Annotated in this window: 8 protein-coding genes; 7 read left to right on the plus strand and 1 reads right to left on the minus strand. The window is 68.5% G+C overall.

Going from position 1 to position 13310, the window contains the following annotated elements; translation table 11 throughout:
- Window positions 1-73 precede the first annotated feature (73 nt).
- Genes OVA31_RS13695 through OVA31_RS13705 form a run of 3 tightly spaced genes read left to right on the plus strand, consistent with a single transcriptional unit; the run spans window position 74 to window position 6266 of the window.
- Window positions 74-1426, plus strand: a complete 1353-nt coding sequence (locus OVA31_RS13695; protein WP_267627189.1) for a salicylate synthase — start codon at window positions 74-76, stop codon at window positions 1424-1426.
- Complete coding sequence (locus OVA31_RS13700; protein ID WP_420714212.1) at window positions 1420-4959, plus strand: amino acid adenylation domain-containing protein; 3540 nt, start codon at window positions 1420-1422, stop codon at window positions 4957-4959. Before OVA31_RS13695 ends, OVA31_RS13700 begins: the two co-directional genes overlap by 7 nt.
- Window positions 4956-6266, plus strand: a complete 1311-nt coding sequence (locus tag OVA31_RS13705) for a SidA/IucD/PvdA family monooxygenase (protein WP_267627191.1) — start codon at window positions 4956-4958, stop codon at window positions 6264-6266. Before OVA31_RS13700 ends, OVA31_RS13705 begins: the two co-directional genes overlap by 4 nt.
- 38 nt (window positions 6267-6304) lie before the next feature.
- Here OVA31_RS13705 and OVA31_RS13710 read toward each other — a convergent pair whose 3' ends face one another.
- A complete protein-coding gene (locus OVA31_RS13710; RefSeq protein WP_267627192.1) occupies window positions 6305-6946 on the minus strand; it encodes a GNAT family N-acetyltransferase in 642 nt (213 codons plus the stop codon).
- Between the two features lie 79 nt (window positions 6947-7025).
- Here OVA31_RS13710 and OVA31_RS13715 point away from each other — a divergent pair, with 79 nt between their 5' ends.
- From OVA31_RS13715 to OVA31_RS13730, 4 genes are all read left to right on the plus strand, one after another.
- On the plus strand, window positions 7026-7805 hold the full coding sequence (locus OVA31_RS13715) for a thioesterase II family protein (RefSeq protein WP_267627193.1): 780 nt from the start codon (window positions 7026-7028) through the stop codon (window positions 7803-7805).
- On the plus strand, window positions 7802-9124 hold the full coding sequence (locus OVA31_RS13720; RefSeq protein ID WP_420714035.1) for a polyketide synthase: 1323 nt from the start codon (window positions 7802-7804) through the stop codon (window positions 9122-9124). The genes OVA31_RS13715 and OVA31_RS13720 overlap by 4 nt, the downstream gene beginning before the upstream one ends.
- Window positions 9117-12308, plus strand: coding sequence for a nocobactin polyketide synthase NbtC (gene nbtC, locus OVA31_RS13725; protein WP_267627194.1), 3192 nt, complete (start codon window positions 9117-9119; stop codon window positions 12306-12308). Before OVA31_RS13720 ends, nbtC begins: the two co-directional genes overlap by 8 nt.
- A 62-nt stretch (window positions 12309-12370) precedes the next feature.
- Window positions 12371-13291, plus strand: a complete 921-nt coding sequence (locus tag OVA31_RS13730; RefSeq protein ID WP_267627195.1) for a hypothetical protein — start codon at window positions 12371-12373, stop codon at window positions 13289-13291.
- Window positions 13292-13310: the final 19 nt, after the last annotated feature.

Consider the following 13310-nt stretch of genomic DNA (forward strand, 5'->3'; position numbering starts at 1 on the left):
GGCGGGCGAAGAGGCATAGTTTAGGCTGTCCTAATGCATTAGTCCTCGATTTCCACACACGAAGGAAGTCCGCATGTCGTTGACTGTCGACTCGCACGCCGCAGGCGCGCCTCGTCGCCCTCGGTTGTCCCCGGAGATCGCTGCCAGAGTCTGTGCGACGTGGGCCGCATCCGGTGAGTTCGGCGAACACGTCGTGTACGAGCGCGATCGTCGGTGGACGTTCGCTGCCGGGGTGGCCGCGAGGATCGTGGTCACCACGACCGCGGTGATCGTCACCGAGGCCGGTCGACAGGTGCGCACCCCGTGGCACGGTGACCCGTCGGCGGCCGTGGCCGAAGCGCTGGATGCGCTGACGGACGCCGAATGGCGCGTCTACGGCTGGATCGGGTTCGATTACTGCGCGCCGTTCCACGGCCTTGTCGACAGCGTCGGAGAAGGCGTCGTCCTCGCGCACCTGATGGTGCCGGAGTTCGAGGCGTTCGTGGACGGCTCCGGTATCGACACCGGAACCGCCGACGACGTCCGGGCGGCGCGCCTGCGAGAGCTCGCGGCAACCGCGACGACACCCCCGGGGCCAACGCACGTCGACGTCGACGTGGACCACGACGACTACCGCGGGCGCGTCGCCCAGGCCATCGACGAGATCACCAGGGGCGACTACCAAAAAGTGATCATGTCCCGTCGTGTCGACGTCCCGTTCGAGGTCGACATCCCGGCGACCTACGCGCGGGGCCGGGCGGGCAACAATCCGGCGCGGTCGTACCTCCTCGATCTCGGGTCGTTGTCCGCGGCCGGTTTCAGCCCGGAACTGGTGCTGGCGACCGAACCCGACGGTACGGTGATCACCGAACCGCTGGCCGGTACACGGGCATTCGGGCGGTCGGCGGAGCTCGACGCCGCCGCGCGCGCCGACCTGCTCGCCGACGCGAAAGAGATCGCGGAGCACGCGATGTCGGTGCAGGCGTGTTTCGAGGAGATCGCCTCGGTATCCCTGCCCGGCACGACCGTGGTCAGCGAGTTCATGGTTGTCCGCGAGCGCGGCAGCGTCCAGCATCTCGCATCGACCGTCCGCGGCGAGCTGTCGCCGGAGGCCGGGCCGTGGCAGGCGCTGGCGGTTCTGTTCCCGTCCATCACCGCGTCGGGAATTCCGAAATCGGCTGCGCTGGAGGCAATCTACCGCCTGGAGCCCGATTATCGAGGACTCTACTCCGGTGCCGTGCTGGTGGCGTCGTCGGCAGGCGACCTCGAGGCAACCCTGACCCTACGGAGTATCTTCGCGGTCGGGAACCGGGCGTGGCTGCGCGCCGGTGCAGGCATCGTCGGCCAGTCGAACCCAGACCGCGAGTTCGAGGAGACGTGCGAGAAGCTCGGCAGCGTGGCCCCATACGTGGTCCGGCGGCATGCAGAGGGGAGTGACAGATCATGAGCAGCCATCGTCACGAGGTCACCAGCGCGATCGCCGACGCGCTCGACATCGCACCGGAGGACGTCCGGTCCGACACCGATCTGATCGAACTCGGGCTGGATTCGATCAGGATGATGAAGATCGCGGGCCGGTGGCGCAAGCGCGGGCATCGACTGAATTTCGCGCAGCTCGCAGCCGAGCCGACGGTCGAGGCGTGGGCGGCGATGCTGGCCGCGACCGATCCGGACGCCGACACCCCGGAGGCCGTCGTCGAGAGTGATCCCGACACGGCGGATGCGGCAGAAGACGGTGCCGCACAGTCGGAGCCGTTCGCCCTGGCTCCGATGCAGCACGCCTACTGGATCGGGCGGACCGAGGTGGCCGATCTCGGTGGCGTGGCCGCGCATCTGTACGTCGAGTTCGACGGCGTGGGGCTCGATGCCGACCGACTGCGCTCCGCGATGCAGTCGCTGGTGGCCCGTCATCCGATGCTGCGTGCGGAGTTCCGGCCGGACGGGACGCAACGCGTTCTCCCGTCGTTGTCGCGCGAGTTGTTGGCCGTCGACGACCTCCGATCTCTCGGCGCCGCCGAGATCGACGCCGCCCTCGCGCAGACCCGCCGAGCCAAGAGTCACCAGATGCTCGACGTCGCGGCCGGTCAGGTGGTCGATCTGACCCTCACGCTCCTGCCGGACGGCCGCCATCGTGTCCATCTCGACATCGACATGCTGGCCGCCGACGCGATGAGTTACCGTGTGCTGCTCGCGGATCTGGTCACCCTCCACGACGGCGGGACCCTGCCGTCCCTGGACTACACATACCGCGACTACTTACAGCACCGGGCGGCGCATCCTGATCCGGCCCGCGCTCGCGACCAGGCGTGGTGGGCCGAGCGGATCGCCGATCTGCCATCGGGTCCGGCACTACCCACGCGGAGTGAAGGTTTCGGCGAGCCTGCGGACGTTCGTCGAGTGGTCCGGCATCACCACTGGGTGGATCCGGAGGCGAAGGAGACGCTGCTCGCAGCGGCGCACGAGCGCGGCGTGACACCGGCGATCGCCCTGGCCGCGGTCTTCGCGGCCACCATCGGCGCGTGGTCGAGCGACGATCGATTCCTCCTGAATGTCCCACTGTTCCATCGGGAGCCGGTACATCCCGACATCGAGCTGGTGTCGGGTGACTTCAGTTCGTCGATCCTGATCGACGTCGATGTGCGACACGCACAGTCCGTCCTCGACCTCACCCGTGCGATGCAGAAGACGATGCACGCCAACGGATCACACTCGAGTTACGGTGCGCTCGAGGTACTTCGGGATTTGGGCAGGGCGCGGGGCGAACAGGTGATCGCCCCGGTCGTCTACACGAGCGCGCTGGGTCTGGGTGAACTCTTCTCCGATGCCGTCCTCGAGCGGCTGGGGGAGCCCGCCTGGATCGTGTCGCAGGGGCCGCAGGTCACGCTCGATGCGCAGGTGACCGAACTGCGCGGTGGGCTGCTGCTCAACTGGGACGTACGGGAATCGGCATTTCCGCCCGGCGTCGTGGAGGCGATGTTCGCGCAGTACACCGCGGCCATCGACAGGCTCGGTCACGGCGACGCGGGGTGGATGGGGACGTCGGCGCCGCAGCTGCCGACCGAACAGCGGGCAGTGCGCGCGCGTGTCAACGCAACCGCGGGCGAGACGAGCGGCCGGGTGCTCCACGAGGAGTTCTTCGCGCGTGCGACTCATGAACCGGACCGGACCGCCCTCATCTGGCGCGACGGGTCCCTCTCCTACGGGGAGCTCGCCCGCGAGGCCTTCGCGGTGGCCGGTGCGCTTCGCCACGCCGGCGTGCTGACCGGAGACGCGGTCGGTGTCCAACTCCCGAAGGGGCCGGAGCAGGTGGTCGCCACACTCGGCGTCTTCGCGGCGGGGGCGATCTGGGTTCCCATCGGACACGACCAGCCGCCGGCCCGGCGGGCGACGATCCTCGACACCGGTGAGATCAGCGCGCTCGTCGGCAGCGGTGCGTCTCTCGATGACATACCGGACGGGGTGATCACCGTCGATCTCGATCAGGCACGGCGCCACGGCACGCCGTTCGCCGAGGCGGTCCTGCCCGATCCGGAGTCGGTGGCCTACATCCTGTTCACCTCGGGCTCCACCGGCACGCCGAAGGGCGTCGAGGTGCCGCACCGAGCCGCCATGAACACCATCGATGACATCAATGACCGGTTCTCGGTCGGTCCGGACGATCGGTCGCTCACCGTCGCCGCCCTCGAATTCGACATCTCGGTATACGACATCTTCGGGCTCTTCAGCGCGGGCGGCGCCGTGGTCGTCGTCGATGCCGATGCCGCGAGGGACCCGGCGGCCTGGCTGCAACTCCTCCGTGATCATCGGGCGTCGGTCCTCACCTGCGTCCCCAGTGCACTGGACATGTTGCTGACCGTGGCCGAGACGGAAGCGGGCGGACTCGGGGATTCTCTGCGCGCAACGCTTCTGGGCGGCGACTGGGTGGGCGTCGATCTGCCGCGGCGCCTGCACGCGTTGGCACCGGCGGCCCGATTCGCGGGACTCGGTGGAGCGACCGAGATCGCCATCCACGGCACCGTGTGCGAGATCATCGATCCGCTGGCGCACTGGACGTCGGTTCCGTTCGGGACCCCGCTGCGCAACGTCGCGTGTCGGGTGGTCGATTCATCTGATCGCGACTGCCCGGACTGGGTCACCGGCGAACTCTGGGTCGGTGGGGCGGGCGTCGCCCGCGGCTACCGAAATGACCCGGTACGCACCGCCGACCGGTTCATCGAGCGTGAGGGGCAGCGGTGGTATCGCACCGGCGACCTCGCCCGGTACTGGCCGGACGGCACGATCGAGTTCCTCGGACGCGCCGACCACCAGGTGAAGGTCCGCGGCTTCCGGGTGGAACTCGGTGAGGTCGAAGGCGCGCTGCGATCGGTGGACGGTGTCCGCCACGCCGTCGCGACAGTGGTCGACGGCTCGGGCGGACCGCGTAATCTCGTCGCCGCCATCGTCGTCGACGATGCTGCGGCGACGCCGTCGACGATCGAGTCGGAACTGCGCACCCTGCTGCCCGCGTACATGATCCCGTCACGAATCGAGATCGTCGACACGCTTCCCCTCACCTCGAACGGGAAGCTCGACCGCACGATGATCGACGGACTGTTCGACGTTGGCGAGCTCGTTTCCGAAAGCATTGCTCCTGCAGACGATCTGGAGAAGGCGCTGCTCGGTATCGTGGCCGAGACGCTGTCGGTCGACCGGGATCGGGTCGGCGTCACGGATGACTTCTTCGCGATCGGTGGCGATTCGGTGCTGGCCACGACGGTCGTCGCCCGCGTGCGCGAATGGCTGGATGCGCCGCACGTCGGGGTCGTCGACATCTTCACGGCCCGATCGGTCCGCGAACTCGCCCGTCGCATCGACGAAGCAGATGAGCGACCCGGGCGCCTCGAGCAGGTTGCCGCCCTGTATCTCGAAGTGGTCGAGATGGATGACGAGGCCGTCGACGCGGCGAGCCTCGACAACGAACTGACGGAGACCCGCCGATGACCGTCCGACAACCGGAGACGATGATCATCGTCGGTGCGGGCCCCAAGGCGCTCGCGGTCGCGGCCAAGGCGAAGGTGATGCGTGACCTGGGCCTCCCGGCGCCGAGGGTGCGTGTGGTCGAGGCCCATGCAGTGGGCGCCAACTGGCAGTCCATCGGCGGATGGACCGACGGGCGCCACCGACTCGGCACCAGCCCGGAGAAGGACATCGGCTTCCCGTATCGGTCCGCGGTGGCCGGCCGCGGAGACGGCACGATGAACGCCGAGATCAGCAGGCGGATGCTGGATTACAGCTGGATGTCGTTCCTGGTGGAACATCAGACCTACGCCGAATGGGTGGATCGCGGACGTCCGAACCCGCACCACAACGTGTGGGCCCGGTACCTGCAATGGGTGGCGACCCGCATCGAGCTCGATGTCACCATCGGTACCGTGCGGTCGATCTCGGCTGACGAGGACCAGTGGAGTCTCGATGTCGTCGGGGCCGACGGCCGTCCGAGCGAGATCGTCGGGGACGGTCTGATGGTGACCGGACCGGGGTCGAGCGGAAGCGCGATGATCGACGACGAGCGGGTGCTCTCGGTGTCGGCGTTCTGGGACCTGGTGTCGCGTAGAGGATTGCCGGTCGCGTCACGTGCTGCGGTGATCGGTGGCGGTGAGACCGCAGGCTCCGCACTCGATGAACTCGTGCGCCATGAGGTGATGACCGTCTCGGTGATCTCGCCGGGCGCGACGATCTACACGCGCGGCGAGAGCTATTTCGAGAACGCCATGTTCAGCGATCCGACCGGCTGGCCGAGTCTGTCGCCGGAGGAGCGACGTGACGTGATCCGACGCACGGATCGAGGGGTCTTCTCGGTCACCGTGCAGGAGAATCTGCTCGGGGACAACAGGGTTCACCACCTCCAGGGGCGCGTGGTATCGGCGCGACGCGCTGAGGACCTGATCGCGGTGACACTGCACAATCCCGGCCGGCCTGCGCAGACCCACTCCTTCGATCTCGTGGTGGACGCGACCGGTGGTCAACCGCTCTGGTTCCTCGACCTCTTCGATGACGCCGCCGCCGACATCCTGGAGCTGACACTGGGCTGGCCTCCGACGCTGGAGCGCATCGAGTCGTCGATCGGACACGACCTGGCGGTCACCGGGCTGACACCCAAGCTCTATCTGCCGAACCTCGCCGGCTTCGCCCAGGGGCCGGGCTTCCCAAACCTCAGCTGCCTCGGTGAGGTGTCGAATCGCATTCTGCGCCTTGCTGTCCGGCAGGGGCGCGGGGCCCGTGAATCTCGTGTCGACGAGGCCCGCTGATGGGTGGCAGGAGGCTCCGAGTCGGCGGCAGTGTGAGATCAGATCTTCGGCACGTCGGCCGCGGTGCGTCCGAGCACGTGCAGCGCGATCCGTCGATCCGGCCGCACATCGAACTCGCCGAGGTCGGTCCAACCGCGTTTGGTCAGCGCTCGGCGCATCCGCTCGTTTCGTGCATCGGGTTCGAGAACAACTCGGCGGCAACGAGTATCGGCGCGAAAGAGGGCATCCGCCAGCTCGGCCATCCATGCCGACATCACACCTCGGCCGATGAGTCCCGGCTCCGCGGTCGCGATGTGGAGGCCCATGTCGTGCGGATCGGCCGGGTACAGCGCGGCGATCTCGTCGCGCGCAGGTCGGTAGAGCTCGATGTATCCGATCTCCGTGCCGTCGAGAGACACGATCAGCGGCCGCGAGTAATCGCCGGCCAGCCGATATGCCGAATCGGCGCGCCAGCGCTCCGGCGTCCATTCCTGTTCCCAGGTCTCGACGAGATGCGGACGGGCGAACCACGAGACGAGGAGCGCGGGGTCATCGCCGTCGGGATCGACCGGCCGCAGCGTGAACCGACCCGTCGTATCCGGGACCACCGGAGGGCCTGCGGCGTCGACTTCCGCAGTGACATCAGTGATCTCGCGCCCGATTGTGTAGGGGGCGCCCGATCGGGTGTCGGCGGTGTTCATCAGCGGCGCTCCATTCGACCTCGTAGAGACATTCGAGCACAGGCTAGCCTACGCTCAGCACTCCAGTGGAAATGATGAGATGACAAGCAATCAGAACGCCCAGTCCCGACCCGCCCTCGGCGCGTTGCGCCAGTTCCACCAACCGTTGCGGCCCGGATTGCCGCCACTGCTCGTCTTTCCGCACGCGGGGAGCGGGGCCTCGGCGTACCGAACGCTCTCGGAGCTGTTCAGCCGGGAGTTCACCGTCCTGATCATGCAGTACCCGGGTCGGCAGGACCGCATGCGTGAGCCGGCCGCGGCCGGGCTGCACGCTCTGGCGGCCGAGGCCTACGCCGAGTGCTCGAATCGCGCCGATCTGGCCGACGTGCCCCTGACGGTATTCGGCCACAGCATGGGTGCGCTGGTCGGCTTCGAGTTCGTCCGGCTCGCCGAAGAGAACTCGACGCCGATCGGGCGACTGGTGGTGTCCGCGGCAACGGCGCCGAGCCGGGTCGCGGAGCTGCCTGGGCACCCGACCGACGACGAGGGGCTGATGGCACACCTATCGGTGCTGGAGGGGACCGGCGGCGGCGTGATGGGCAGCGACGCCGTGATGCGGATGGCCCTGCCGGTGTTGCGTGCCGACTACCAGGCGTTCGACGCGTATCAGGCGAGCGCTGACCACCGGATCGCCGCGCCGATCGCCGTCGTCGGTGGCGCCGACGATCCGGTGATCAAACCGCACGATCTGCACACGTGGTCGATCCACGCCGACGATGTGGACGTCAATGTGTTCGACGGCGGACACTTCTACCTGCACGAGAACGGTCCGGGAATCCTCGACGTACTGACCGAACCCGTGGTGAGCGGACGCCGATGATGTCGTCGCCGGAGCCGATCGTCATCGCCGGAATGGCGGTCGAGGCACCAGGAGGGATCGAGACGCCCGCGGACTTCTTCACCGCGCTCGCCGACGGTGTCGAGCTCGTCGAACCGTTTCCCCGGGACCGGGACTGGCCCGTCGATCAAGTCCTCGCTCTCGGTTCGATCGACGGGTGGGGCGACGTCGCCGACGCGGGCGGATTCCTCCGTGGCGCAGCTGAGTTCGATCCGATGTTCTTCGGGATAAGCCCCCGCGAGGCGATCGCGATGGACCCACAGCAGCGCGTGGCGATGCGGGTGGCGTGGCGTGCGGTCGAGAATGCCGGCATCAACCCGACCGCTCTCGAGGACGAGGAGGTCGGCGTGTACATGGGGGCCTCGATGGCCGAGTACGGTCCGCGGGCCGCCGCCGTCAACGAGTTCTCCGGGCACCGGATCGCGGGCACCGCGCTGGGTGCGGTTGCCGGTCGCATCTCGCACGCACTCGGCGTGGTGGGGCCGTCGATGACTGTGGACACCGCGTGCGCGTCGTCGCTCACCGCCCTGCACCTGGCCGCGAACGCCATCCGCAGCGGTGAGTGTTCCTGGGCGATCGCCGGTGGGGTCTGCGTGATGGGCTCGCCGGCCGCCTTCTTCGAGTTCGCCAAGAACAACGGTCTCGCCGCCGACGGCCATTGCCGCTCGTACAGCGCCTCGGCCACCGGCACGCTCTGGGGCGAGGGTGCGGGTGCCGTCGTGGTCGAGACGGAGGGGCGTGCGCGACGGCTGGGTCACCGGATCCTGGGGACGGTGCTGGCGACGCGGGTCAATCACAACGGGCGGGGCGCGCCGATCGTGGTGCCCAGTGCCGACGCCCAGCAGCGACTCGTGGAGCGCACGATCGCGGCCGCGGGTGTGTGCCCCGCCGACATCGATGTGGTGGAAGGGCATGGGACGGGCACGCCACTCGGCGACCCGATGGAGTTGCGGGCATTGCAGAACACCTACGGCGCGGCGCGGTCGGCGCAGGAACCTGTCCTGCTCGGTTCGGTGAAATCGAATGCCGGACACGCACAGGCCGCCGCCGGGATGATGGGCCTGATCAAGGTGCTGCTCTGCGGCCGCCATGGGATGACCGTGCCCAGTCTGTTCGCCGACGATCCGACCGACAAGGTCGACTGGGACCGTGGTGGGCTGCGGCTGTCGACCGAACGCGCGCACTGGCCGGCGCGCGCGGGCAGGAGGCTGGCAGCGGTGTCCAGCTTCGGGGTGGCCGGAACCAACGCGCACGCCATCGTCTCGATGCCCGCGACCGACAGAGAGATCGATCATGTCTGAGACCCCGCCCCCGGCTGCAGAGCAGACCGGGCCTCGTCTGCCCGATGGCCGCGCAGCGGTTCTCGTCTCCTCCGACGTTGCTGACCTGGTCACCCAGGAGGCCGATGCAGTGCTGGCCTACGTGCGGGCTCATCCGGCCGTCACCGTCGGTGCCATCGGTTCCCACCTCATGCGGACGCGGCCCGCGCGCCGGCACCGAGCGCTCGTCCTCGCCGGTGACCGGGACGAACTCGTCGACGCGCTCGAGGCCTTGGCGGACGGTCGCGCCCACCCCGCGGTGGTCCGCGGTACCGGAGCGGCGACGGCGCGACGGGTCGCCTACACGTATCCCGGACAGGGCAGCCAGCGTCCGGGAATGGGACGGAGCTATTACGATCTGTCGGCACCGTTCCGACAGGCCGTCGACGCGTGTCATGAGCAGTCGTTGCGACTGTTCGGATCGTCCCCACGGGACTACGTTCTCGGCACCATCGATCCCGACGATCCGTCGGCGACCGATGTCCGGGTCATTCAGCCGGCATTGTTCATGCAGATGGTCGGACTGACCGCGATGTGGGATGCCGCAGGTGCCACACCGTCGCTGACGGTGGGGCACAGCCAGGGTGAGATCGCCGCCGCGGTGCGGAGCGGTGTGATGACCTTGTCGGACGCACTGACCATCGTGACCATTCGGGCTCGCCTGGTACACGACATCTCGCCGCGCGGTCACACGATGGCGGTCGTCGGGATCGACATCGACGAATGTGACGACATGCTCGCCCGGCACTCGGGGTGGGCGCAACTCTCGGTGGTCAACTCCGCGCACATCCTGTGCGTGTCGGGCAAACGCGACACCGTCCTCGAGATGGTGGATTCGCTGAGCGCACAAGGAAAGTTCGCGAAAGAGATCCGCGTCGAATACCCCGCCCACACCAGCATCGTGAGCGAGTATCAGCCGGCCTTCCTCGACGCACTCGGTACATATCTGGACAACTCCGCAATGCTCGCCGGTGACCTGCCGTGCATCGGTGCCACCCTCGGCGCCGCGGTCGACGAGTCGATGTCGCTGGGGGACTACTGGTTCTGGAATCTGCGCAACCGCGTCCGATTCGACAAGGCCATCGCCGGCGCCGCTGTGGAACACCGTGCCGACTTCTTCATCGAGATGTCCGAGCACCCGACACTGTTGCTGGCGATGGGCGAGACCCTGTCGGACATCGATGGCGACGGTCTCGCCGCACGGCCGGTGATCGGGTCCTCGAGGCGCGATGCCGACGGTCTCGACGAGTTCACCCGCAATGTCGCGGCGCTGGCCGTCGCCGACTCCGGATTCCGTTGGGATGCACTGATGGTCGAGTCCCGGAATCCGATCCCGTCTGTGCCTCTCGAGGACTTCCCCAACACGGTCATGCGTCGCACCCACCTCTGGGCGGATCGGGAGTCCGGGCTCGCGGATCCGATCAACTCGCCGGAGTGGGCGGCGCGGCGCGCAGGTCGATCGGTGCACCGTATCGTCAGTGGCTGGTCTCCACTGTCCAGGCGAAAGATGCTGTCGCCAAGGAAGGTTGCCGTTCTCGACCCGACGGGTCGAGGTGCCGGGCTGGCGATCGCGATCCAGGCGGCGGCCCCTGGACAGGGTGCGGTGGTGACCGTGGTCGGCCCCGGCGACGATCCGATACCGGCAGGCGACGTCGACACCGCGGTGCTGCTGACCGGAAGCGCCGAGAGCTCGCCGGATGCCGCGCCGGAGTTGCTGGCGGATGTGCTGGCCGATGCGCGCTGGCGGGCCGGACTCGAGACACTGCCCGAACAGTTCTGGTGGGTCACCGTGGGCGGTGAGCAGGTCACCGATGCCGACCCCGCACCCGACCTGGTCCACGGATCGATCACAGCGGCCCTGCGGTGTGCTGCGGCCGAGCATCCCACGACCCGCTTCCGTCACCTCGACCTGGAACCGTCCGGGGGCGAGCCCGCCGCCGACGCGATCGTCGCCGCACTGCACATCGCGGGCGAGCCCGAGCTCGCGATCAGGGGCGGATCGGTTCATGTGAAGCGCTGGGCCAGCACGGATTCGGTGGCACGCGGGCCCCAGCCGAAGCTCGACCACGTGTTGATCACCGGCGGTACGGGCAAACTGGGCCTCGAGTTCTGTGAGCACTACGCGACCGCCGGAGCAGGCCGGATCACCCTGGTGAGCCGGACCGGCGGGTCCGCCGACGCCGTGCGCAGGATCGAGGCGCTGCGGCGGCGGGTCGACTCGGTGATCGACGTCGTGCCCTGTGATGTCACCGACGAGGCTGAGGTGGATCGTCTGGCGCAGACGCTCGCCGAGCCGGTGACACTTCTGCTCCACGCCGCCTTGAATTACGTCTCGACGTCGATCGACGAGATCACCCGGACCGCCGTCACGGACTCGATCGGCGCCAAGGTCGCCGGGCTGCGGAACGTGGTGCGAGCAATTCCGGTCGCCGACGGAGTGTCCGTGGTGGTGTGCTCGTCGCTGGCGGCCTCACTCGGCGGTCGGGATCAGGCCCTGTACGCGCTGGCGAACCGCATGCTCGGGATCGCGGCGGGGCAGCTTCGCGACGAGGGCATCGCTGCCACGTCGATCGAGTGGGGACTCTGGCGCGTGCAGGGTCCGCTCGACGCGGACGGGGTCGCCGCGGTGGAGGGCGCAGGCGTGGTGCCGATGGCCCCCACTGCGGCCATGACGGCCGGGTTGACCGATCTGACCGGCGACAGCATCGTGTTGTCGGCGGACTGGACCGAGCTGCGTGATCTGCTCGGCCTGTTCGGGTATCAGCCGGTGCTCGCCGACCTGCCGGATCTGTCCACCGACGTCGTGGTCCCGATCTCGGCCGAGCATCCGGCGGTCGAGGCCGGCGGTGTCGTCGTCGGCGGTGTGGTCGATGAGCGCAGCGTCCCGATGGCGTCGCGAGGAGCCGACGTCGCCGAACCGGTGTCGCAGGTGGCAGGCCGCGACTCGGTTGCCGATCTCCTCCGAGCCGAACTCGCCGTCACGATGGGTCTGCAGGCCCAGGATGCCGACGTCGACCCGGATATGCCTCTGGTCGCGCTCGGGCTCGATTCACTCCAGGCTCTCGACTTCCGCAAACGTGTCAAGACCGCTCTCGGCCAGGACCTGCCTGTGGAGGCAATTCTCGGTGGCGCGTCGTTGCACGAGGTCGTCGATCTCATCGGATGAGTGCGCCGCACCGTCCGTAAAGTAAGGTCAGGCTAATCGGCCTAATAAGGGGAAGTGGTCTCATGGCGACCGACTACGAAACAACGGGAACGCACACGCAGATGCCGTCAGGTTATGACGACACCGATACCGGGCCCATCGGCCCGCAGGCATATTCGGCAGCTGACGGCGCCGATCTCGACGACACCGCAGGTGACGCCGCCGGCAGTGGCGGCGGTGGGGGCAGTGGGGTCAACTGGCCGACCGTGATGATGGCCGGCGGCATCTCCGCGATCATCTCCGCGGTGGTCGTGACGATCGGCGTGGTGGGGCTGCTGCTGTCCGACATCGGCCGCAACGGCGACGCGGCCGGAGGCGCCCAGCCGACGGTCGTCAACCTCGGCTCGGCACAGAGCGCCGCGCCGCAAGGCGCGGCGGCTCCACCGGCGTCCGCGGCGAATCCCCAGGCCCCGGCGCAGGGAGCCGCACCGGGTGCGGCCGCCGCTCCGGCGGGCGAGGGCAGCAGCGCGGATCTGCCTGCCGGGGGAGGTGCGTCAGGGGGCGGGATGCTGCCGGGCGCCGCGCCGCAGGCGGCACCGCAGGCCGTCCCGCAGGCGCCCGCTGCCCAGGCGCCTGCCCAGCAGCAGTCTGCACATCCGGCGAAGTCCCCGGCGCAGTTGCAGAACGATCTCGACACCCTGACGGGCAACGGCTCGACGGCCGCGAAGGCGCAGCGGCTCGAGGGCGGAGCGAAGGCCGTGCGTCAGGCGCAACCCATCGCGACGCTGCTGCAGCGGTTCCGCCCGATGGGCATGACCTACCGCATCACCGGGCCGGTGACCGTCACCGGCAACACCATGAAAGCAACACTCGAACTCCGTTCTCCCGGTTGGCAACCCGCGCGCATGCCGCTCTACTGGGTATGGCAGGGCGGGCAGTGGAAGCTGTCCAACCGATCGATCTGTGACCTGGGCGCCTACGGCGGCATTCCCTGCTCTCTGTGACTCGGGTGTCGTCTCGTCC

This window comes from Gordonia sp. SL306, assembly GCF_026625785.1.
In the GTDB taxonomy this organism is placed as follows: Bacteria; Actinomycetota; Actinomycetes; order Mycobacteriales; family Mycobacteriaceae; genus Gordonia.